The organism is Synergistaceae bacterium DZ-S4 (assembly GCA_025943965.1).
GTDB lineage: Bacteria > Synergistota > Synergistia > Synergistales > Synergistaceae > Caenicola > Caenicola nitritireducens.
In genome coordinates this window covers 25,244-48,430 of record JAPCWD010000001.1, presented here as the reverse complement: position 1 = coordinate 48,430, position 23,187 = coordinate 25,244, and the positions used below count along the sequence as shown (strand labels likewise).

General features: G+C 49.2%; 23 protein-coding genes. 19 read left to right on the top strand and 4 right to left on the bottom strand.

Annotation, left to right across the window (positions count from 1 at the left end):
* Window positions 1–126: 126 nt before the first annotated feature.
* The 10 genes from OLM33_00230 (at window position 127) to citF (ending at window position 9,426) form a co-directional block, all read left to right on the top strand.
* The gene (locus OLM33_00230; GenBank protein ID MCW1712099.1) at window positions 127–822 is read left to right on the top strand and encodes a FadR family transcriptional regulator; all 696 of its coding nucleotides are present in this window, start codon (window positions 127–129) and stop codon (window positions 820–822) included.
* Between the two features lie 68 nt (window positions 823–890).
* The gene (locus OLM33_00225; GenBank protein ID MCW1712098.1) at window positions 891–1,451 is read left to right on the top strand and encodes an HD domain-containing protein; all 561 of its coding nucleotides are present in this window, start codon (window positions 891–893) and stop codon (window positions 1,449–1,451) included.
* A 31-nt stretch (window positions 1,452–1,482) separates the two neighbouring features.
* The gene (locus OLM33_00220; protein ID MCW1712097.1) at window positions 1,483–2,763 is read left to right on the top strand and encodes an aconitase/3-isopropylmalate dehydratase large subunit family protein; all 1,281 of its coding nucleotides are present in this window, start codon (window positions 1,483–1,485) and stop codon (window positions 2,761–2,763) included.
* Window positions 2,764–2,778: 15 nt separating this feature from the next.
* Window positions 2,779–3,306: a 3-isopropylmalate dehydratase small subunit gene (leuD, locus tag OLM33_00215; protein MCW1712096.1), complete on the top strand. Its 528-nt coding sequence runs from the start codon at window positions 2,779–2,781 to the stop codon at window positions 3,304–3,306.
* Between the two features lie 129 nt (window positions 3,307–3,435).
* Window positions 3,436–4,692, top strand: a complete 1,257-nt coding sequence (locus tag OLM33_00210; protein ID MCW1712095.1) for a 3-isopropylmalate dehydratase large subunit — start codon at window positions 3,436–3,438, stop codon at window positions 4,690–4,692.
* Between the two features lies 1 nt (window position 4,693).
* A complete protein-coding gene (locus tag OLM33_00205; protein ID MCW1712094.1) occupies window positions 4,694–5,188 on the top strand; it encodes a 3-isopropylmalate dehydratase small subunit in 495 nt (164 codons plus the stop codon).
* A gap of 129 nt (window positions 5,189–5,317) precedes the next feature.
* Window positions 5,318–6,583 carry an isocitrate/isopropylmalate family dehydrogenase gene (locus tag OLM33_00200; protein ID MCW1712093.1) on the top strand — a complete coding sequence of 422 codons (1,266 nt, stop codon included), beginning with the start codon at window positions 5,318–5,320 and terminating at the stop codon, window positions 6,581–6,583.
* Between the two features lie 152 nt (window positions 6,584–6,735).
* The gene (gene citD / locus OLM33_00195) at window positions 6,736–7,005 is read left to right on the top strand and encodes a citrate lyase acyl carrier protein (protein ID MCW1712092.1); all 270 of its coding nucleotides are present in this window, start codon (window positions 6,736–6,738) and stop codon (window positions 7,003–7,005) included.
* A complete protein-coding gene (locus tag OLM33_00190) occupies window positions 7,005–7,874 on the top strand; it encodes a CoA ester lyase (protein ID MCW1712091.1) in 870 nt (289 codons plus the stop codon). Before citD ends, OLM33_00190 begins: the two co-directional genes overlap by 1 nt.
* 1 nt (window position 7,875) lies before the next feature.
* A complete protein-coding gene (citF, locus tag OLM33_00185; GenBank protein MCW1712090.1) occupies window positions 7,876–9,426 on the top strand; it encodes a citrate lyase subunit alpha in 1,551 nt (516 codons plus the stop codon).
* 112 nt (window positions 9,427–9,538) lie between these two features.
* Here citF and OLM33_00180 read toward each other — a convergent pair whose 3' ends face one another.
* Window positions 9,539–12,148 carry a PAS domain S-box protein gene (locus OLM33_00180; protein MCW1712089.1) on the bottom strand — a complete coding sequence of 870 codons (2,610 nt, stop codon included), beginning with the start codon at window positions 12,146–12,148 and terminating at the stop codon, window positions 9,539–9,541.
* Between the two features lie 273 nt (window positions 12,149–12,421).
* On the opposite strand from OLM33_00180, the gene OLM33_00175 reads away from it, so the two are divergent.
* On the top strand, window positions 12,422–13,909 hold the full coding sequence (locus tag OLM33_00175) for a DUF1538 domain-containing protein (protein ID MCW1712088.1): 1,488 nt from the start codon (window positions 12,422–12,424) through the stop codon (window positions 13,907–13,909).
* On the top strand, window positions 13,899–14,567 hold the full coding sequence (locus tag OLM33_00170; protein MCW1712087.1) for a P-II family nitrogen regulator: 669 nt from the start codon (window positions 13,899–13,901) through the stop codon (window positions 14,565–14,567). The genes OLM33_00175 and OLM33_00170 overlap by 11 nt, the downstream gene beginning before the upstream one ends.
* 14 nt (window positions 14,568–14,581) lie before the next feature.
* Here the strand turns inward: OLM33_00170 and OLM33_00165 are convergent, their stop codons facing one another.
* Window positions 14,582–15,397 (bottom strand): ion transporter, encoded by an 816-nt coding sequence (locus OLM33_00165; GenBank protein ID MCW1712086.1) that lies wholly within the window; start codon window positions 15,395–15,397, stop codon window positions 14,582–14,584.
* Between the two features lie 255 nt (window positions 15,398–15,652).
* Between OLM33_00165 and OLM33_00160 the strand changes: the two genes are divergently transcribed.
* The 6 genes from OLM33_00160 (at window position 15,653) to OLM33_00135 (ending at window position 19,992) form a co-directional block, all read left to right on the top strand.
* On the top strand, window positions 15,653–16,222 hold the full coding sequence (locus OLM33_00160) for a YeeE/YedE family protein (protein ID MCW1712085.1): 570 nt from the start codon (window positions 15,653–15,655) through the stop codon (window positions 16,220–16,222).
* An 11-nt stretch (window positions 16,223–16,233) separates the two neighbouring features.
* Window positions 16,234–16,791, top strand: coding sequence for a YeeE/YedE family protein (locus OLM33_00155; protein ID MCW1712084.1), 558 nt, complete (start codon window positions 16,234–16,236; stop codon window positions 16,789–16,791).
* Window positions 16,792–16,971: 180 nt separating this feature from the next.
* Entirely contained in the window at window positions 16,972–17,832 is an 861-nt protein-coding gene (locus OLM33_00150) for a DUF2520 domain-containing protein (protein ID MCW1712083.1), read from the top strand.
* Window positions 17,833–17,876: 44 nt separating this feature from the next.
* Window positions 17,877–18,701: a 3-methyl-2-oxobutanoate hydroxymethyltransferase gene (panB, locus tag OLM33_00145; GenBank protein MCW1712082.1), complete on the top strand. Its 825-nt coding sequence runs from the start codon at window positions 17,877–17,879 to the stop codon at window positions 18,699–18,701.
* Window positions 18,702–18,757: 56 nt separating this feature from the next.
* Window positions 18,758–19,612: a pantoate--beta-alanine ligase gene (gene panC, locus OLM33_00140; protein ID MCW1712081.1), complete on the top strand. Its 855-nt coding sequence runs from the start codon at window positions 18,758–18,760 to the stop codon at window positions 19,610–19,612.
* A complete protein-coding gene (locus tag OLM33_00135; GenBank protein MCW1712080.1) occupies window positions 19,609–19,992 on the top strand; it encodes an aspartate 1-decarboxylase in 384 nt (127 codons plus the stop codon). Before panC ends, OLM33_00135 begins: the two co-directional genes overlap by 4 nt.
* Before the next feature lie 36 nt (window positions 19,993–20,028).
* Here OLM33_00135 and OLM33_00130 read toward each other — a convergent pair whose 3' ends face one another.
* Entirely contained in the window at window positions 20,029–20,670 is a 642-nt protein-coding gene (locus OLM33_00130; protein ID MCW1712079.1) for a hemolysin III family protein, read from the bottom strand.
* On the bottom strand, window positions 20,670–21,476 hold the full coding sequence (locus OLM33_00125; protein MCW1712078.1) for a cysteine hydrolase family protein: 807 nt from the start codon (window positions 21,474–21,476) through the stop codon (window positions 20,670–20,672). The genes OLM33_00130 and OLM33_00125 overlap by 1 nt, the downstream gene beginning before the upstream one ends.
* Window positions 21,477–21,690: 214 nt before the next feature.
* Between OLM33_00125 and OLM33_00120 the strand changes: the two genes are divergently transcribed.
* Entirely contained in the window at window positions 21,691–23,034 is a 1,344-nt protein-coding gene (locus OLM33_00120; GenBank protein MCW1712077.1) for a Y-family DNA polymerase, read from the top strand.
* Window positions 23,035–23,187: the final 153 nt, after the last annotated feature.

Sequence of the window (23,187 nt, the reverse complement as noted above, 5' to 3'; positions counted from 1 at the left end):
CAAATAGAGCAAAGGACCCTTTGCCGCTGAATAATCAGACTATTTAGACTATGGTTTTGCCCTTGAATTTTTCTTTTGGGCATGCTATAAGGTATACTGGGTGGTCCAGGAAAGGAGTTTTTTCACATGATCGAAACTCAAGTCTCACGGGGGACCCGTATATATGAGAAGGTTGTAGAAAAATTAAAGGAATCCATTTCAAAGGGAGAAATACTTCCGGGAGATCCGCTTCCTTCGGAAAGGCAGCTCATGGATGACTTCGGCGTCAGCAGGAGTTCCTTGAGGGAGGCCTTCAGAGTCATGGAACTGCTGGGGCTGATCGAATCGGTCCCTGGAAAGGGCCGTTTTGTGCGCCACCCCAAACCCCCCGCAGAAGACGAAAAAAATATTCGCCTTGAGGACTCTGCAGTGCTTGAGCTTATGGAGGCCCGGAGGATCCTCGACCCCGCAATAGCGGCCGAAAGCGCAATGAGGGCAACTTCATCTGATCTGACAAGGCTGCTGCGGGTGCTGACCTCCACAGAAAAGAGACTGGGAGATCCAAACCAGAGGGCTCAGTCGGATTTTGACTTCCACCTTGCGCTTGCGGAGGCGACACATAATTTTGTCTTCGTAAACATAACCAGGATGAATTTTGATCTGATAATGGCTACTCACGACAAGATCTACAACCTCCTGGATGACAAGGAAGCCTTCCTCGCCGAACACCGTGAGATGTACGAGGCTATTCTCGACCATAACGTTGAACTGGCCAGAGAAATGGCGTCGAACCACATCGACAGGATATACAAAACACTTCATAAGGGCATTGCGGCCCAGTAACTGCGGGCTGGCCGGACATAGAGCAAAAGGCAACTCGGAAAAACAATAGAAAAACAGGAGGAATCATCATGGAGAAAAGAATCAGAGAGCTGTTCCCTGAAATCGAGTGGATCAAGGATAAGGGTATGCAGGACAAGGTCGTAGCTTCTTATGTCGACGCACTTAAGACAGGCGGCTGGGAACCCGATGACATGGATAAGATCCCATTCACCCTTCTTATCCCCAACTGTCCCTTTACATATCTGGATCACGTCAAAGGCGTGACCCGCATCGCAAAGAAATCAATGGACGAGTTCAATGCCATCTATCCCGCAAAGGATCCCAAGTTCATGATGGACAACGATCTTCTCGTGGCAGGGGCACTGCTCCATGACGTAGGCAAGCTCGTCGAGTACGAGAAGAACGCAGCAGGTGAAACAGTCAAATCAACAATGGGCAAGAACCTTCGCCATCCCTTCTCAGGGACCGTTATCGCGCTTCGCAACGGATGCCCCGATGAGATCGGACACATCATCGCAAACCACGCACATGAGGGCGACGGTACACTCCGCAGCCCCGAAGGCGTAATGGTAAACAAGGCCGACTTTATGAACTTTGAGAGCGTGAAGTCGTTCCTTGGAATGAAATAAGCAGCTTCAAAAAAACGGAGGGATAACCGACATGGGCAAGACAGCAATAGTCAAGATCATGGAGCGGGCAGCAGGTAAACCCGTAAAAGTTGGAGACCGCGTATGGTGCAAAATAGACTGGTCGACCGCACGTGACTTCGGCGGAGCAAACTGCGTACTGCAGTTCGAGAAGGAAATGGGAGCTGACGCAAAAGTATGGGATCCTGATAAGATCGCATTTACTTTTGACCTCCAGGCACCTTCACACTCTGAGAAGGTTTCCGCAAACCAGAAGATAATCCGCGAATTCGCAAAGAAACAGGGCATCAAACGCGTATTCGACATCAACTACGGCATCGGACAGCACGTAATGCTTGAAGCCGGAATGATCAAACCCGGAGATGTGGTCCTCGGGACAGACAGCCACATGAACCTCCTTGGCGGAGTAGGCGCATTTGCGACAGGCGTCGGCAACTCAGACATCGCAGCCTCCTGGATCAATGGTACCAACTGGTTCCGCGTTCCAGAAACGATGAAGATCGAAGTTACGGGAAAGTTCCAGAAGGGTGTCTGCATGAGAGACCTCCTCACACATATCGTCGGAGATCTCGGTGCCGGCGGCATGGACTTCCTCGCGGTCGAGTTCACAGGCGAGACGATCGAAAACTCGACCCTTGCAGACCGCATAACCCTCTGTTCAATGGTAACGGAGATGAGCGGAAAAGTTCCTATCATCATGCCGAACGGCGAAGTCCTGAAGTGGCTCGTCGAGCGAGCCGGACCGGAAGTTGAGCAGAGAGTGAAAGAGCTTTCGGCAGACGCCGATGCAGAGTACTGCAAGGTCCTCAAATACGACGTCACCAACCTCGAACCCCTTGCGTCATGCCCGGATGCCCCGGACAACGTGAAGCCGGTCAGGGAAGTTGCAGGAGCAGTAGTAGACCAGGTCCATATCGGATCATGCTCTAACGGACGTTTTGAAGATATCAAGGCAGCCTACGATGTCCTCATGGCAGGCGGCGGCAAGGTCAGCCCGAAGGTCCGCACGATAATCACTCCCAGCACGACCGAAGTGCAGCTTGCATGCGCAAAGGCTGGAATGATCGAGAAGTTCCTCGAAGCAGGCATCGTATTCACCAACCCGACATGCGCACTCTGCACAGCGGAGCACTACGGAGCCCTCCCCAGCGGAGATGTCGGATGCTCGACCACTAACCGCAACTTCATAGGCAAGGTAGGCAAAGGAAGCCACACTTACCTTATGAGCCCCATGTCTGCAATGGCAACCGCAGTCAAAGGCGTCATCACAGACCCCAGGGACATTCTGGGCTAGAGGAGGAAGATTGACATGAGCGAAATTCTCAAGGGCAGAGCGTGGGTATTCGGTGACGACGTCGATACTGACCTCATCTACCACAACAAGTATCTTGCCGAGACAGACCCAAAGAACATGCCTCAGTATGCGTTCGAGTACTACCCCGGCAAAGAGCATTTTGCCAAGGAAGTAAAACCAGGAGATTTTGTGGTCGCCGGAAAGAACTTCGGATGCGGCTCAAGCCGTGAGCACGCGGTCTACTGCATAGAATACTCCGGCATTCCTGTAGTACTTGCCGAGACATGCTCACGTATCTACTACCGCAACGCCATCAACAACGGCTATCCTGTCCTCTTTGTAAAGGGCATCTCAGATGCCATCAAAGAGGGAAAGATCAATGACGGAGACCAGCTTGAAGTTGAACTTTCAACGGGTACCATCAAGGATGTGACCAGCGGGCATGAATTCCACGGCGATGCGGTCAGCGACCTTGAAAACGACATAATGCAGGCAGGCGGCCTTATGGAATACCTCAAGGCCCAGGCAGCTGCGAAGAAATAAGCAGATAAAGAGTAAAGCGGCTGTTAAGCATCAAAGAAAAAAATGACAGCCGCTTCACTCTTAAGACAGGCAACTCGCTTAAACGATCAGAAACTTTTAATATATTTATACAGGGAGCGTGAAAGTAAGATGGGCAAGACATTTGCCGAAAAGGCACTTGGCAGGGCGGCCGGCTACGACGTAGTAGCCAACCAGGTCGTAACAGTCGAACCTGACTGGTGCATGAGCCACGACAACGGGGCTCCGATCGCAAGAACATTCAAGAAAATTGGCGTTAAGAACGTATGGAAGCCCGAGCGCATAGTCTTTATCCTTGACCACGCAGTCCCGGCACCTTCCAGCGACCACGCGGTGAACCACAAGGAAGTCCGTGAGTTCTCCGCAGAGCAGGGCATCAAGCATTTCTACGACGTGACCAGCGACGGCGGAGTGTGCCATCAGAAGATGTGCGAGGAAGGCTTCGCTCTCCCCGGACTTATCATGGTGGGAAGCGACAGCCACACCTGCACATACGGAGCCTACGGCGCATTCTCGACCGGTATCGGGCGTTCGGAGATGGCAGCGGCATGGGCGACAGGCAAGATCTGGTTCAAGGTCCCCGAAAGCATGAAAGTTGTAGTCACAGGCAAATTCAAGCCAGGCGTTTCCGCAAAGGATTTCATCCTTAAGTTCATCGGAGATGTAAAGGCTGACGGAGCCGACTACATGAGCGTAGAGTTCCACGGCGAAGGCATCGACAACATGAGCATCGCTGAGAGGATGACCCTCTGCAACATGGGCATAGAGTTCGGAGCAAAGAACGCCGTCTGCAGACCCGACCAGAAGGTCCTCGACGCGATCAGGGACAACGCGAAGTGCGACCGCTGGGAGCCCCTCTGGGCAGACGACGACGCAGTCTACGCAGCTGAGTACCACTATGACCTCGGCGACATCGAACCCGGCGTGGCGAAACCGCACAAGGTCGACAACTATGCCCCGATCAGCGAAGTCAAGGGCACAAAGATCCACGAGGCGTTCCTCGGAAGCTGCACGAACGGACGTATTGAAGACCTCCGCGCGGCTGCAGCGATCCTTAAGGGCAAGAAAGTCGCAGTCCGTACGATAGTCATCCCCGCCTCCTGGATAGTCTACCGCCAGGCAATGAGAGAGGGACTTCTGGATGTATTCCTTGATTCCGGATGCGTCATCTGCAACCCGGGATGCGGACCATGCATGGGTAACCACGAAGGCATCCTTGCGCCTGAAGAGGCAGCCATCAGCACAGCAAACCGTAACTTTAAGGGCCGCATGGGCGACAAGGACAGCTTCATCTACCTTGCAAGCCCGATGATGGTCGCAGCATCCGCCTTAAAGGGCGAGATCTCCGATCCGAGGGAGGCGCTTTAACATGTCTGTCAAAGGTAAAGTTTGGAAATACGGAGACGACGTAAACACGGACGTTATTTTCCCCGGCAAGTACACCTACACGATCAAGGAACGCGCCGACATGGCGAAGGTCGCTCTTGAAGACCTTGACATGGAATTCAACAAGAACGCAAAACCGGGCGACATAATCGTCGGCGGCAAAAACTGGGGCTGCGGTTCCAGCCGCGAGCAGGCCGTATCATGCATCAAAGAACGCGGTATCGCAGTCATCATCGCCAAGAGCTTTGCACGTATCTACTATCGCAACTGTTTCAACGAAGGTCTTCCGATCATCGTATGCCCCGAAGCAGTTGATGCCATCAGCATGGGTGACGAGGTAGAGGTCGATTTCGAGAGCGGCGTGATCAAGGCAGGCGGCAAAGAATTCAAGTTCCCCGCATACCCTGAGTTTGTACAGGGACTGATCAAAGACGGCGGACTTATCCCACACGTCAAGAAATCACTGGGACTCGCCTAAGGCCTGACAGAAGTCAGGTATCGCAGGTTTTAGGCTGTCCGGTCGGGATCTTAAGCAGGATCTTGCTTTATGCAAACATGGACCGGATGGTTATCAAATAAAAAGTAAAAATCAAGAGGAGGAAATAATATGTCAGGCAATGCTCTGAAAGTGAAGGAACAGAAGGACCGCTACAAGGTGTGTTACATGGCCGGGGACGACTCCGGATTCGACATGATGGAGGGCGCGCTTCTGGTCCTCGAATCCCTCAATCTTCCCATCGACTGGGTCCGTGCCGACCTAGGCTGGTGCATGTGGGAAAAATCAAACAAGAAATTCGGCGAAGGCGATCCCCGCTGCAACACAGTCCCGCCCGAAACCATCAAATCGATCCGTGAGACAGACGCGACACTCATGGCAGCCATCACATCAAAGGCCGGGGTAAAGGGATTCAAGTCAGCCATTCTCCAGATGCGCCAGCTCTTTGACCTTTACATCAACCTCCGCCCTGCGAAGAAACTTCCCGGGATCGGAACTCCTCTTGCTAACGACCCCAACATCGACATCGTCCTATTCCGTGAAAACACAGAAGACCTCTACGCGGCAGTCGAATTCTACCCGCTTCCGGAAGCTATGTTTGACCTGCACAAGGGCATGGAGAGATTCAAGGGCCGTGAAGTGGCAGTTTCATGGCGCGTCTTCTCCAAAGACGGCTGCGAGCGCATAATCCGCGCAGCCTTTGAATATGCGAAGGCTACGGGCCGCAAGACCGTTCACTGCTGCAACAAGGCAAACGTCATCCGCGAGACAGACGGAATGATGAAGAGGGTATTCCTCGAGATCGCAAAGGAATACGAGCAGTACGGCATCAAAGGCATCGAAGAGAACGCCGACGCTACAGCAATGTGGCTGATCAAGAACCCGCAGGATTACAGCGTAATAGTCGCAAGCAACGTCTTCGGAGACATCCTCTCTGACGAAGCTTCACAGCTTACGGGCGGCCTGGGATTTGCCCCTAGCGGCAACATAGGCAAAGATGCAGCACTCTTTGAACCCAGCAGCGGTTCCGTGCCGAAATATGCTCACCAGTACAGGGTAAACCCGAGCGCAATGGTGCTGACATCAAAGATGATGCTCGAGTACCTCGGCCTTGACGAAGCAGCCCAGAAGATAGAGAAGGCTCTTGGCGAAGTCCTGGTTGAAAACAAGCCGGGCACACTTACATACGACGTTCTCCGTGACTTCCGCGGCGATCCCGACTGGGAGAAGAACGCAGCCAGCACCATCGACATGGCAGCAGCAATAGCCGGCAAGATCGATCCCGCATTCAAGGGAGAGAAGCTCGAAGCGGCGAAGGCTAAAGTCCGCAAGATGTGCGCGTGGGACGAGGACAGCCTCATAGGATTCAACGATTAAATCCTAAAATTAAGTCGGCTTTGCAGTTTCAGTCAAGCAGCAAAACTAAAAGATCAAAAAACTAAACAAATAAACGGCCTGCCTTCCCAGCTCTCGGTTGAGAGGGGCAGGCAGGCCGTTTCTCCATGACATCAACAGGGAGGTAAAATACCATGAATACAGCTCAGGCAGGGACTCTGGAATCAATGGACTGTCTCGTAACGGTCTCTGATACAGCCCAGGGCGCAGGCGTAAAAATACAGATAGCCGGGAGCAGTGCGGCAAGATTCAGATCAGCCATGGAAAAGAAGGTCTCTGAGGTAATCGCTTCCATGGGTGTAAAGGATATCGACATTTCGATCCAGGACAACGGTGCCCTGGACATAGTTTTGGGTGCAAGGGTGGAGGCCGCTGTAAAGAGGCTTATGGGAGGTGAGAGGTAATGCGCCGTACGATGCTGTACCTTCCGGGCAACAATCCAAACATGCTTACAAGAGGGTATCTCTTCGGTTCGGACGGTCTGATACTCGATTTGGAAGATGCCGTAGCAATGGCTGAAAAGGACACGGCCCGCATACTTGTCCAGCATTTCCTCAGGCAGGGTGAATTCGGCAGCTGTGAGGTTACAGTCCGCATCAACGGAGTTGACACCGAGTACTGGAAGGACGACCTCGCGGCCGTTGTTCCTTTCCCGGCGCTTCAGGGAGTAAGGGCGCCCAAGGTCGATGACGCTAATACAGTCAGGATGATCGATGAAGAACTCTCAATAATTGAGGATAAAAACGGCATACCTGTCGGACGAACAAAGATATTTTGTCTGCTTGAAACTGCAAGGGGGATTTGGAATGCATTTGACATAGCTTCGGCATCTTCGCGCGTTGCAGCGATAATCCCGGGCGGAGAAGACCTCACGGCAGACCTTAAGACGAGCCGTTCAAACGAAGGGACCGAGCTTGACTGGGCCCGCCGCATGCTTGTGTTCGCTGCCAGAGCAGCCGGTGTTGACCCGATCGATACAGTCTTCCCCAGGGTCACAGATGACGCGGGACTGCGCAAAGAGACGGAATTCATAAAACAGCTTGGTTTTGAAGGAAAGAGCGTCATCCATCCAAACCAGATACCGATCATACATGATGTCTTCAACCCGACGGAGCAGGAAATAGAGAAGGCCCTCAAGATAGTAGCGGCAGCGAAGGAAGCTGCGGAGCGCGGCCAGGGCGCAGTCTCTGTCGACGGAAGAATGGTCGATATCCCGGTCGTCAAGAGAGCGGAATACACACTTCTCAAGGCCGGACTTTTGGAGGTGAGGTAAGATGGCGAAGAACGCACTGGGCCGAGAGATACCTGAATTTATTGAAGGATACGGCAAAACAAAGCTCTTTCAGGGCGCATTTGCCTTAAAGCCTGAAGGGTACAGGGCAGGCGGAAAGATCCGCTGCATCGACAGCACATGCACCGATAAGCGCGTAAGCGACATCAAGGCTGCGATCGCCGCTTCCGGACTTAAAAGCGGAATGACGGTATCATTCCACCACCACCTTCGTAACGGCGACTATGTCGTCAATATGGTCATCGATGCCTGCGCGGAGATGGGGATCAAAAACCTGACCCTCTTCCCGACAGCCCTCTTCGGTGTACATAAAAAACTGATCGAACACATCAAAAACGGTGTCATTTCCAGAATAATGGGATCTGTAAACGGGCCGATAGGACAGCTTGTATCTGAGGGGGGAATGGATGTCCCTGTAGTATTGAGAAGTCACGGCGGACGCCCCCGGGCGGTCATTTCAGGAGATGTCCACATAGACGTGGCCTTCATAGCCGCTCCGACAGCCGACAAGTATGGAAATATCTGCGGCACCCAGGGTAAGTCCGCATGCGGATCGCTTGGATACGCCTTCACGGATGCCCAGTATGCCGACTGTGTCATTGCAGTAACAGACAATCTGCAGCCATATCCGGCGGCTCCTATATCGATGTCACAGCTGAACGTCGACATAGTTGTCGAAGTGCCGAGCATCGGTGACCCCGCGGGGATAGTTTCAGGAACCACGAAAGTGACAAGGGACCCCCTCCGTCTGCTCATAGCAAAATATGCTTCAGAGCTGATCGAGGCCAGCCCTTACTTCAAGGAAGGCATCTCCTTCCAGACCGGTGCGGGCGGCATACCCCTTGCAGTCACGGCATTCATGAAGGAAGCCATGATAAAGAAGGGCATCAAAGGCAGCTTTGGCCTCGGAGGCATCACGGGCTACTTCGTTGAACTCCTCAAAGAGGGATTGGTAGAAAGGCTGATGGACGTCCAGTCCTTTGACCTTGAAGCCGTTCGTTCTATAGGGGAAAACCCGAAGCACATCGAAATATCGGCCGACTGGTACGCCAACCCATGGAACTCGGGCGCAGCTGTCAACATGCTTGACGTCGTTATCCTCGGAGCGACTGAGGTCGATGTAAACTTCAATGCCAACGTAAACACCGAGGCCGACGGAGCGTTGCTGCACGGGACAGGCGGACACCAGGACACAGCCGCCGGAGCCAAGCTTACGATAATAGCCCAGCCTCTCCTCCGCGGACGCATCCCGTGTGTCACTGACAATGTCTACAGTGTTACAACTCCGGGTGAGGTAGTGGATGCGATAGTCACGGAGTACGGTATAACGATCAATCCCAAGAGGAAGGATCTTCTTGATGCCTGCTCAGCAGTAAAGGGACTCCCGCTTGTCTCGATGGACGAACTCGTTTCAAGGGCGCACAAGATGTCCGGCCCGACAGACCCCGTCGCTACGGAAGACCGCATCATAGGAGTCGTTGAGTGGCGCGACGGAACGGTGATCGACGTAGTCAGGCAGCTTAAAACGAAATAAAATCAGCCTGAAAGCCGGGTCAAGAAGCTAAGCGACGGGCCGGAACATCCTAAATGTGTTCCGGCCCGGTCTTGATCTCATAATTGTTTAAGGTCCCGCAGCGGATCCACGATCAGCAAATGGCTGTGTCTGCGGGACTCTCTTTTTTCAAAAGGACCTTGTCAATGAATATATCCACGATATCCGGGTCAAACTGCTTGCCGCGGCACTTTTTGAGTTCCTCTATAGCCTCTTCCCGGCTTATCGCTCTTTTATAAGGCCTGTCAGAAGTCATTGCCTCATATGCGTCTGCCACGTTGATTATCCTTGAATGGAGCAGTATGTCGCCTTCTTTCAGTCCCTCCGGATACCCCTTGCCGTCCCACCTTTCATGGTGCTGGAGGACAGATTCCGCAAGCGCTGCGTATTCGTCTATTGACTTCAATATCTGATAGCCTTTCTCCGAATGCATCTTTATCTGCTCGTACTCTTCTTCGGTCAGTTTATCGGGTTTGTTGAGCAAAGACGCAGGTATAACGATCTCGCCGATGTTGTGGAGCAGGGCTGTAGTTTTGAGATCAGCCGTCTCTCTGTCAGAGAGATCCATAGCATTGGCGATCCTTTCGCAGAAACCCATGACCCGTTTTGAATGATCCTGGACCGCGGCATGTTTGCTCTCTGTCAGCCTGATCAGATTTTCAACGATCGTGTTTCTCATCATTTTTCCGCTCTTCAATTTGTTTCTGTACATCGAAGATTCAGCTCTTTTAAGTACATCATAGATATTTTGGTCCTCTTCTGTTTTAACTGCAGATCCGACCGCTACTGAGGGTACCAGGGAGCCTGCGTTAGTTTCGGAAATTGCTTTGAGTATCCTTTCCGATATTTTTTCGGCACCCTCGTTGTCCGTCCGTGGAAGGAGGATCAGGAATTCATCACCGCCCAGCCGCCCCACAATGTCGTCGCTCCGGAGCATATCTCTGAGCACATTCGCTACAGAGACTATGAGCCTGTCTCCCATCTCATGCCCGAGGGAGTCGTTGATCAGCTTCAGTCCGTTCAGATCCATATAAATCATTGAAAAGGGAAGGTTTCGTCTTGTGTCAAGCCTTTTTATTGAATCATGCATGTATCTCCTGTTGTACAGGCCGGTCATGTGGTCATGGAGACTCAGGTACTCCACCTGCTTCAGCCTTTCTATTTTTTCCGTACTGTCCCTGAAGACAAGGATCATTCCCGTCACATTTCCCCTTTTGTCTCTCACAGGGGCAGCAGAGTATTCGATGAGGAGTTCATTCCCGTTTTTGGATATCAGGAGTTTATGGTCCCGGTCGTTTATTTGCTCACCTTTTTGGAGAACTTTTTCAAAATGTGACGGCATTTTGTCTTTTGTCGTATCGTCCCTTATGTCGTAAATCTCATTTATCTTCATTCCCAAAACATTTTTCAGCTTCCTCCCGGTAAGGTTTTCAGCTGCCTTGTTCATTAATGTTATCCTTCCGTTCTTGTCGGTGGAGATCACACCGTCACCCACGGAGAGAAGGGTCTTTTCGATCTGTTCTTTCTCGATATAGAGAGCCTCTTCAAGTTTCTTTCTCTCCGTGATGTCATCTGACACGACTGCGAATTGCCCGTATTTGGGTGAGTATGATGATACGCGGTACCACTTGTCGAAATGGGCAGAGTAGCTGTCGAACTGGATCGGTTCACCTGTAAGCGCTACCCTTCCGTACTTCTCTATCCAGACCTTCTCTGTGTTGGGCAGGACTTCCAGAACGGTCTTTCCTATAACATCCTCTGCCCTGAGGCCCGTCTGTTCCTCAAATTTTTTGTTTATGCTGATGAACCTGTAATCATAGGGACTGCCGCTATCGTCGCAAATGATTTCATGAACGGCCAGCCCATGGAGCATCTGGTCAACGAGAAGCTTGAAGTGCTGCTGGCTTTCGTAGAGTCTTGTCTGGGTCTTTTTGAACTCTGTCGTCTCCCTTATTATGTCTCCTGTCCCAATCAAATTGCCGGCAGAGTTATATACGGGGAATTTTTTTGAGATGATGTGCCTGTCTTTGAATTTCGGCAGGTCGATGATATTTTCTGCGAGCAGGTAATCTCCCGGTTTGAGTTGCTGCGCCTCCATATCCCGTTCCAGATAAAATTTCCCGGGATCCGCGTCCGGCGAAAACCCGAAAATTTCGGCACAGTTCTTTCCCAGGATATCCCGGGCCGAAGAATGGCCGGACAGTTTTGCGTACGAATCATTTGCGGCGACTACCTTAAGGTCCAGGTCTTTGAAGGCTATCATATCGTCGCTCTGTTCGACGAGTCCGGCCAGGTATGTGATCCTTTCCTCAGCCTTTGGCCTGGCGGAAATGTCATTGAAGGAGCACATTATGACATTTTGCCCGTTGCAGCATTCAAGGAGACAGCCGGCGTTCATTTCAACCTTTAAAGGTTCTCTTGCCTTTGAGATGAATATTGTTTCGATGCTCTCTTTTTCAGGATCGGGCGCTTTGCCTTCCTTGATAAGGACGAAATACTGTCTGCATCTTTCAAGATGATCCGGGTGTATCACATCCCACAAGGTCATCAGGCAGGCCTCTTTTTCGCTGTAACCGAGCTTTGCTTTCCAGCACTTGTTGACATACATCAGATTGCCATCCATGTCGGCACAGAAAATCAGTTCTGAAGCCTTTTCAATAAATTCACGGCACTGCCTTTCCGTGAATTTAAACGGCTTTTCCATCTCATCACCTGCATAAAGAGTCCAGGGGTAGTGTGGTGAAGATCATTACTCTCTGTCTGCTCGTTAAATTTGTAATCTAAAGCAATTATACATTCTTTTTTAATTTACAGAATAGTTGATCTTGATGTTCAAATTTTACCACATAACGGAAAGCAGCAGGATCCTTTTACTCGGAACTATTTGTTATAATCAGTAAGGCATTATTTATGAGTCAGGTCTTTATGCAGACCCAGAAAGAACTACTTGCCCGGAGGGGAGTTTTATCTTTTGAATGTGCTTACCGAGAAACTCAGGGAGGTCCTCCTGGCGGTCCTGCCGATAACGATTATAGTCACCATTTTGAACTTCACCATCACTCCCCTTGGCGCTGACCTTTATATAAGATTTATTGTGGGCGCGCTTTTGATCGTTGCAGGTCTGACAGTGTTTCTTCTCGGGGTCGACATCGGGATAACGCAGATAGGCAATCTCATGGGTGCTTCGATCGCTAAGACAAACAGGCTCCTTATCGTCATAGCGGCCGGTCTTATACTCGGTTTTGTGATATCCGTCGCGGAGCCGGATCTTCACATACTGGCTCAACAGGTGGAAAATGTGACCGCCGGCAGCATAGGAAAAGCGGGTATAGTGCTGGTCGTATCTGCAGGGATCGCGCTTATGCTGGCCCTGGGTTTTATAAGGATACTCTACAATCTAGCCGTCAACAAGATATTCACGGTGCTCTATCTTGTAGTATTTTCCCTTGCCTGTTTTACGCCGAATGAATTTATGGCGATATCCTTTGATGCCTCAGGAGCGACCACAGGAGCCGTGACGGTGCCTTTCATACTGGCTCTGGCAGCAGGGGTATCGGTACTGAAAAAAGATAGCAAGGCCTCCGAAATAGACAGTTTCGGCATGGTAGGCATAGCGTCTGTGGGAGCGATCATCGGGGTCATGCTCATGGGTATACTGTCAAAAACCGAGAAACTTACAGGGGGCCTTCCGGCTGAAGATGCTTCCTATCATTCGATAATGAGCCCTTTCTTAGAAAAACTGCCGACAGTTTCAGTGGAAGTATTATTGGCGCTGTTGCCTGTCGTTGTTATCTTTGCGGTTTTCCAGAAGCTCTCCTTCAGACTGTCATACAAAGCCGTAAGAAGAATAGTAAACGGCCTTGTTTTTGCATTTGTCGGCCTTGTCCTATTTCTTGTCGGAGTCAATGGAGGATTCATGGAAGTGGGAAGTCTTATAGGGCGAAATCTCACCCTCATAGAAAACAAAATTTATGTCATATCTGTCGGATTCATTCTGGGCCTTGTTACCGTGCTTGCTGAACCGGCCGTCTATGTACTGACACATCAGATCGAAAATGTAACGAGCGGTTACGTCAAAAGGAGTCTTGTAATGGGGACACTGAGCATAGGGGTCGGCTCGGCAGTGGCCCTTGCTGTGATCAACATCCTAATGCCTCAGATAAGTCTCTGGCATTTTCTCCTTCCCGGTTACATAATATCTATCGCAATGTCGTATTATGTACCGAGACTGTTTGTGGGCATCGCCTTTGATTCCGGAGGGGTGGCGTCGGGACCTATGACCGCAACATTCGTTCTTGCTTTTGCCCATGGAGTCGCAGATGCTGTGGAGACTGCAAGCATCCTCTCAGACGGTTTCGGGGTCATAGCGATGGTCGCCATGACCCCTATAATCGCTCTTCAGCTTCTGGGTGCGGTCTTTCAGATGAAATCAAAGAAAGAAGGTCTGAAAAGTGATGATAAATGATACAGAAAAAGCATGCTTTGAACTCATCTGGGCGATAGTGAATTTCGGAAAGGGCAGCAAGGTGATGCAGGCGGCAAAAAAATTCGGTATTTCCGGAGGGACGATATTCTTGGCCAAAGGAACGGCAAACAGTTCAATAGCTGATTTTTTGGGCCTGTCGGATATTCGGAAAGAGATAGTGCTGATGGGAGCGAATAAAATGACTGCCAGATCGGCATTGGAGGCACTTGATAAAAAGTTTGAATTTGACAGACCAAACCACGGGATAGCTTTTACTGTTCCGGTAAACGAAATGATAGGATCAGTAGGATGCAAAGCTGCTGAAAGAGAAATGGAGGAAGGGGCTGAAGAAGCGATGCACTGCTTGATAACAGCAGTAGTCGACAAGGGCAAGGCGGAAGATGTCATCGATGCTGCAACTGCTGCAGGTTCGAAGGGAGGGACCATAATAAATGGAAGGGGGTCGGGCATACACGAGACAAGCAGGCTTTTTTTTATGGACATCGAGCCTGAGAAGGAAATAGTTCTTATCCTTTCCGAGAAAAAAGATTCTGAAGCAATAGCCTCCTCCATCAGTGAAAAAATGGAGATAGAAAAACCGGGGAAGGGAATAATTTTCGTTCAGGAGGTAAGCAAAGTCTTCGGGCTGGCGAAATAAGCCCTGCCGTGCATTTACTCTTGCCGAAGCTTATGTCCGCATCTCGAGCAATATTCACCGGCGGTCTTCTTTTCCGGATCCTCTATTTCGCTGATCTGTTCGATGAATCCGGCGGAAAGTATGCCAGTAGGTACAGCTACCATTCCGACCCCCAGGAAGGTCAGTATGATGCCCACCACCCTTCCCAGAGGGGTGACAGGATAGATGTCACCATACCCGACGGTAAGAAGGGTCGACGTTGCCCACCAGAAGCCTGAAAATGCGTTCCTGAATACATCCGGCTGTGCTTTATGTTCTATCCCGTACATGAGTATTGATGCGGAGATCATAAGAATAAGGACCAGAAAGACAGAAGAAAGAAGCTGATTTTTCCTCTTGATAAGCACATCAGTTATTACATTGAGGGAATCCTGGTATCTGGTAATTCTAAAGAGCTTGAATATCCTAATGACCCTGAATATCCGAAAAGCTACCACACCGAAGGGCATAAAATTGGGCAGATAGAAAGGGAAGAAAGCCAGGAAGTCGACAATGCCCATCGGAGAAAAGAAAAATTTGAGTGCAGCGGCCGGGCGGCTGCCCTTTTCAGGGTATAAAAAGTCTGCAGTCCAAAGCCTCAGAGCGAATTCCACTGTAAAGAATATCACTGTCATAAATTCTGTTATAAACATTATTTTTTGATATTTAACCGATTCTTCAAATGTTGAAAAGAGAGCGATAAATAGATTCAGTATAATAAACGCGACCAGTGCATAATCAAACATCCTGCTTTCATGGTCGTTATCACTTCCGACCTGGATTATCTCGAAGGTCCTTTTCCTCGTAAACATATAAGCACTCCCCAAAAGAGTATTTTTATCCTGACTTTTCAAAAATAATTTTACTGCATATTTTTTATGCAAGATGTTTTTCAGAGGCAACTTCAATATCATCCGGCAAAAACTGAAAATTACGCCGGAACGGCCATTTCACCTATTAAGGACATAGTTGTGTGACTTGGTCACAAACGGTGGCAGCAGCGTCATATATAATAACTATGTAAATAAATGTTCTAAAAATTTACACTATTATAAGGGAGGCGGCAAATGGAGATGAATGAAAATTCCCACGCTTGGCTGTTCAAAGCGGTATTTCTGGGGTTTGTCTTCGCGATTTCGGTCCTCGTTATCAAGCCGGTCGGAGTTTCGACCCAGTTTTCGATGATAGGTGGAATGATCCACAGCGTGATCGATCCCTCGGTAATTACAGAAGACAGTTCACGCAAGAGCGGCTACCGCAGTACTAATCCATATTATGACAAAAGTGAAGGGACTCTTGCAAAAGAGATAAAAGAACCGCTCAACTTCCCGATGGTATTTCTGCTTGCTATCCCACTTGGAGGATTCATCGCCTGGAGCATGGATCCCAATAAGAGGAAAAAGATGTCGCAGGATGCTCTCAGAGCGCCAGGACCAAAGTCTGCCTTTGAGAAATATTACATCCGTGAGTTGTTGGGTGGCTTTATCTTCGTCTTCGGTGCCAGACTTGCGGACGGCTGTACGAGCGGCCACATGATGAGCGGTATCATGCAGGGAAGCATAAGCGGTTTTGTATTCGGGGCGTGTGCCTTTGCTGTGGCGATCCCCGTAGCCAAAGCGTTGAAAAAACTGGGATAGGGGGTATCAGAATGGATCTTTTTATCGGTCTTGTAACAGGAGCTTTATTTGGAGCCGCACTGTATCTGGCTGATGCCGCAAGTCCTGTCAAAATGCGCCAGATGCTGAGACTCGAAGACTATACGATTTTTAAGATCATACTCTTTGCAATAGGACTTTCCAATGTGCTGCTTTTCGCTTTCAACATGTTGGGGATACTCAACCTATCACACCTAAGCGTCAAGACGATGCATCTTGGAGTGATCATCGGTGGTCTTATCTTTGGAGTAGGATTCGGAATGGTGGGCTCATGCCCTGGAACATCCTTTGCTGCCATAGGTACCAATGTCTATAAACAGGCGCTTATGATCGCGATTGGAGGCATAGTCGGAGCGCTGATATTCTCCCTTATGTACGGAAGCTTCGAGGCGACCGGAATATTCAAAGCCTTCAACTTCGGAAAATTGACACTCTTTAAGATCTCCGACAAATATCCTTCTGTGACTGAAATAGGATATGCCGGACTCCTTGTAATGGGTGTATTATTTATGGCGATAGCATGGTTCATTCCTGATAAGCGCAGAGCATAAGGATCAGACACATCAGATAATTAATTATTCAAAGGGGCGGATCCTCAGGGATCGGCCCCTTTGATATACTTACATTCTGCATTTAACATAAACGTTGCCTCTCCGGCATTGTCTGTGCTATTGTTTCCGAATTAGCCCCGGCAAAAGATATTTTCTGAAAATGAGAGGGGGATGGTCCGATTGGATAAAGAAAAGAAAATGCGTATTGGGTTCATTGGAGCAGGAAAAGCCGGTGTTTCCCTCGGAGCGTATTTTCGCAGCAAGGGGATCGAAATTTCTGGTTACATGAGCCGCAGTATGAATTCAGCTATTTCAGCTGCTGAAATAACATCATCCAATGCCTTTACTGTTCTGTCTGACCTTGCTGCCTCCTCCGACATGATAATTGTTTCGACTCCTGACGGAGTTATCGGGAAAATCTGGGAAGATCTGCGAAAATACGATATCAGGGGCAGGATCATATGCCATCTCAGCGGGGTGCTCTCCTCTGAAGTCTTTGAAGGTATAGAGGCAAAAGGCTCTTATGGCTGCTCTGTCCATCCGATGTTTGCCTTCAGCGGAAGAGACGGCGATTTCGAAGATGTGGAGAAAGCATGCTTTACCATAGAAGGATCAAAAGATAAGCTGGATGAAGTCAGGGATCTCTTCCGTTGCATGGGCAACAAAACCTTTGTCATAGACAAAAACCAAAAACACCTCTATCATGCTTCGAACGTAATGGTCTCAAACTTGGTCACAGCGCTTCTGAGCATTGGCACGGAAGCCTTTGGAAGATGCGGAGTTTCAGGGGAAGAAGCTCTGGAGGCAATGTTGCCCCTTATCAAAAGAAACATCGAAAACATAGCTGAAAAGGGTTTGCCGGGCTCGCTTACAGGACCTGCAGAGCGTAATGACACAGATACGATCATGAAACATCTGGATATTCTGGAAGAAGAGGAGAGGCTGATTTACAGTCTGCTCACCAAAAGACTGGCGGAACTCTCGAGGGTAAAGCATCCCGGAAGGGATAACTCTGAATTGCTGGAACTTCTTAAAAAATAAAAATCATGCACTTGCCTGAATGAAAAAATGAAAGGACTAAGATCATGAAAAAAACAACAGCCACATTTCTTGAAGCAAAGTCAAAGGGGAGAAAGCTAGTTGTAATAACTGCTTACGACTATTCTATGTCCAGGCTTGCAGATGCATGCGATGTAGACGCAATACTGGTCGGAGACTCACTTGGGATGGTCTGTCTCGGATACAGGGACACTCTGAGGGTGACCATGGAGGATATGATCCACCATACGAAAGCTGTTTCAAGGGGAAGGGACGAGGCTCTCCTGATCTCCGACATGCCATTCATGTCTTATCAGGTATCTGTAGAACAAGCCGTCAGGAATGCAGGCAGACTCGTCCAGGAGGGGTATGCCGAAGCTGTAAAACTTGAAGGCGGAGCAGATGTAATAGACCGGGTAAAGGCAATAGTTAAGGCACAGATCCCTGTAATGGGACACATAGGACTTACCCCGCAGTCAGTAAATATTTTCGGCGGTTTTAAAGTCCAGGGCCGTCAGCTGGAGGCAGCGAAAAAACTGATCGATGATGCGAAACGCCTGGAAGATGCTGGAGCATTTTCCATCACGCTTGAATGCGTTCCTGCAGCTCTCGCCCAAAAAATAACCGAGGCAGTGTCTATACCTACGATAGGCATAGGAGCCGGGGCTTCATGCGATGGCCAGGTGCTGGTATTTCACGACATGCTCGGCATGTTCCCGGATATGAGGCCTAAATTCGTAAAAGTATTCTCCGACGCAGGGGCGTCTATGCAAGAGGGGATAAGAAAATACGCTGAAGCTGTAAGGAACGGAGCATTCCCGACAGCGGAGCACTCCTTCACGATAGATCCGGAAATAATTGAAAAACTATAGATCAGCTTTTTTTTATTTTGAAAAACTGAACAATGAAAGGTGTGAAACAGGATAAAATGATAATATCAGGCAGTGTTCAGGAAGTCAGAGAGTTAATAGGGAACTGGAAAAAAAGAGGTTTCTCCGTCGGTCTGGTACCGACCATGGGATATCTGCACCCCGGACATATGAGCCTTATAGAGAGGGCCAGAAAAGAAAATGACATGGTCGTGGTCAGTATCTTTGTAAACCCGATCCAATTCGGTCCCAACGAGGATCTGGATAAATATCCGCGTGACATGGCGCATGACAGGGAAGTCTGTGAAAAAGCCGGTGCAGAACTCATCTTCGCGCCGCAGCCATCGGAGATGTACCCATCTGACAACTTTGCCTTCGTAGACATAAAAGAACTCGGCGACGGACTGTGCGGAGCAAAAAGGCCGGGCCATTTTCGCGGTGTATGCACGGTAGTCTCAAAGCTTTTCAACATCGTCCTGCCCAACAGAGCATATTTCGGAGAGAAGGATGCCCAGCAGCTAGCGATAATAAGGAGAATGGTCAGGGATCTCAACTTCGGGACAGAGATCGTTTCATGTCCCATAGTGCGCGAACCTGACGGACTCGCGATGAGTTCGAGAAACCTCTACCTTTCGCCTGAGGAAAGAAAAGCCGCACTCTCCATATCCCGAAGCCTCGGTGAAGCAAAGGAGCTTATGAGAAAAGGAGAAAAAGATGCTGTGAAGATAAGGGATATCATAACTGCAGGAATATCTGCAGAGCCTCTCGCAAAGATAGATTATGCAGAAATAGTGGACTCATCTGACCTAAGGCCTGTCCAAAGGATAGAGAAGCCTGTGCTTGCGGCAGTTGCTGTTTATATTGGCAAAACGAGACTGATAGACAACTTTACCTTCGAAGGGGCAGCAAAATGATAATCACTATGCTTAAAGCAAAGATACACAGGGCAACAGTAACAGAATCAAACCTCCATTACGTTGGCAGCATAACGATAGACAGGGATCTTATGGAGGCGTCGGGCATACTTGAATATGAAAAGGTCAGCGTAGTCGACATAGATAACGGCAGCAGGTTTGATACATATGCAATTGAGGGGGACTGCGGAAACGGCGTGATATGCGTGAACGGTGCGGCTGCCCGCCTGGTACAGCCCGGTGATAAGGTGATAATACTTGCTTACTGCCAGGTCGATTCCAAAGAGGCAGATTTCCATTCTCCCAAAATAGTATTTGTAGGGAGCGGCAATAAGATCCTGGAGATCAAAAGTTCCGAAGAACATGGAGAGATAAGATAAAAAGGCCGGGCAGAAGCCCGGCCTTTTTATGCCGTATCAGCAGAACCGTAGGATCATCACATAGTGAGCGGTACTTCCGAGTATTACAAAAATATGGAAGAGTTCGTGAAAGCCAAGCCAGCCCGGAAGTATGTTCGGTTTTTTGATGGCATATATGATACCTCCCGCTGTGTAGAAAAGTCCCCCTGCGAGCAGCCATATCAGAGGAAGAGGTCCGCCTGCCCTGTAAAGGGGTACTATGACAAAGACCGCGATCCATCCCATTATCAGGTATACCCCGGTGTAAAGCAGTCTTGGTATATCAAAGAAGAACATCTTCATAACTATTCCGGCTGCGGCACAGGACCATATAAGGGCTAGAAGCCAGTAGCCCAGCCGCCCCCTCAGCAGGGTCAGGCATATCGGGGTGTATGTCCCTGCTATGAGGACGAATATCATGCTGTGGTCGATCTTCTGAAGTATACGTATTGCTTTTTCGGAGGCATTGACAAGGTGATATGCAGCGCTTGCAGAATACAGGAGTATCATGCTTGCCCCGAATATCGAAAAGGAGACTATCTGCCAGACGTCCCTGTTAGTTATGGCCGCATAGAGCAGTAAGATCAGCCCTGCTACCGACAGCAGTGCTCCTGCAAGATGGCTGAGCCCGCTTGCCGGCTCACGAAAAAATTTCCCCATTAGAAGCTCCTCCCAAATTCATCTGATGTGCAGACCTGCATTCCGCGCCCGGTCATCTCAAGAACGAAATCTTCGCCTAATTTTTCAAATCCTTTTACCGAGCTTGTAGTGTCTGTCAGCAGCACCAGTTTTTTGATGTCTTCCCCGTTCGAGTTGTCTGCCAGATCCCTGACGCTGTTTGCGACACAGTGCGAAAGAGCCTGTCCCGATATGGCCAGGATGTCTGTTTCATGAAGCCGCTTTATAAGTTTTTCATTGAGCTTGGTGGACGGATCTTCCGGATCCTCGACATCGGCTTTGAGTGCCGAATAATGTTCGGTCCACATATTAAGTCCTTTCAAGGTGTAGTCGACAAAAGAAAAGCGCTCTTCCCACTCAAGCAAGGCTTCATAGACAGGCTTTGCAATGTTGTGTCCCCATGATCCTATAAGGCAGTGGGGAGGCCAGATGCAGAGCACGTAGCGATCGTTTTTTTCCAGCTCTTCCACGTAGCTTACAGCCCTCTCCATGTGCCCCGGCACTGTTGTGTGCCAAAGTCCCTTTTTGAGGTCTTCCTTTGTGATCAGAGTAAAAGGATTTGGATGTCTGCCTTCAGGGTCCATCCAGAAGATGGGGTGGGCGATGTCTATAAGACGATGTGTGTCCAGAGTAACGCTTATATGGCTGACCTTATCCCTGAGTCTCTTTATTGTATCAGCAAGCCTGACGGAGTCCTCACGCGCTCCGGGCACGTAGAGGGCGCCTTTTGGATCGCAGAAATCGTTCTGCGGGTCAACGATAAGAAACTCAAGCCTTGTGCTGCCCATGAGATGCCTCCTTGGTCATGTGTCACAGTCTTTTAATATTATCACTTCCGGCCCCATATTGGAGGAGAGAGAAAAACGAAGACCATTATAAATTTTTATTGCAATAGTATTCAGAATAGAACATTTTAATTGTCAGTTTATACTAAATGTTGACAGACAGATTGCTGCATGTTATATATACTGTCAGGTCATATATAAAGCGGGAGATGACAATATGAAAACTTCTGATCTTATACATGAAAGATCTATAGCCCTTGCTGACTGCAACAACTTCTTTGTTTCATGCGAACGCCGGGTCGACAATGACCTCGACAGCCGGCCGGTCGTAGTTCTTTCTTCCAATGACGGCTGTGTGATCTCCCGTTCCAACGAAGTCAAAAAAATGGGAGTAAAAATGGGGGATCCCTATTTCAAGATAAGGAACATGCTTGCTTTCAACGGCGTTGCCATCAGGTCCACAAACATGTCTTTATACCAGGAGATATCTGCCGAAATTATGTCCCGGATCAAACTCTATACAGATGCAGTCGAAATATACTCTATAGATGAATCCTTTTTCAACATGGGGATATCAAACGTAAAAGACCCTTTATCCTACTGCCGTATGATAAAGAAAGACATATGGGACAAATGCCGTATTCCCGTATCCATAGGCATAGCGCCTACAAAGACCCTTTCCAAGCTGGCAACTGAATATGCCAAAAAAAACGATGAGACGGGGGGAGTCTTCTGGATGGACAGGGCGAGATATATGGATATGGGTTTCATGTCACAATTTGAATGTGCCGACATATGGGGCATAGGGCGTAAGATAAGCACAAAATTGGATAAGTCGGGAATAAAAACAGCTGCGGATTTTATCAAAAAAGATGAGATGTGGGTTAAAAAGACTTTTGGCATAATGAGTCTCTACACGTCATGGGAACTCAAGAGCCATCAGGCATATGCACTGGATACCGGCGGCAGGCCTCCAAAGTCTATAATGGTCTCCCGTTCGTTCGGAAATCCCATAACTACATACGAAGAGATGCTGGATCCACTTCTCTGTTTTACGGTCTCAGCGGCGAAACAGCTGCGCAAGGCCAGGCAGACGACGGGGAAAATGTCTGTTTTCATATCGACAAGCAGGTTTGATCCGGAAAAATTTTATGCCAACGGCCGCGAGACAACTTTTATAAGGCCCGTATCCCTCGACGCAGACCTCATGAGCAGCGCTGAAAAGATGTTGAAGGAGATCTTCATCCCGGGATACAAATATAAAAAGTGCGGTGTCATACTTTCTAATTTTTCAGATATTTCCGCAGGAAGGCAGGCAGCTCTCTTCGAAGAAGAAAACGGGGGAGATGAAAAGAAACTCAGGGTAGCCTCGGCCGTGGACTCCATCAACAGGGAATTCAAACAGGGCATAATAAAACCTGCTGCCCTCTTCGAAGCGCCGGAACATGAAAAAAAGTGGGCCCCCAGATCAGAGTTCAAGTCGGGGGGAGAAAGCAAAAAAGATTCTCCGCTGCCAGATGGCCTCCGTTTCCAGAACCATTCCGAAGACTTTGCTTCCTGATGAAGGGCTTGCGGCATTGATCCCCAAAACAGACTCAAACTCAGTCCCGGTAACTAAACAGCAAGATTTGTATTATCGATTTATCTCGTCATCGTGTAAAATATTACTTAAAACACAATGCCCCGATCATCAGGGTGGAGGAGAAATTATCCC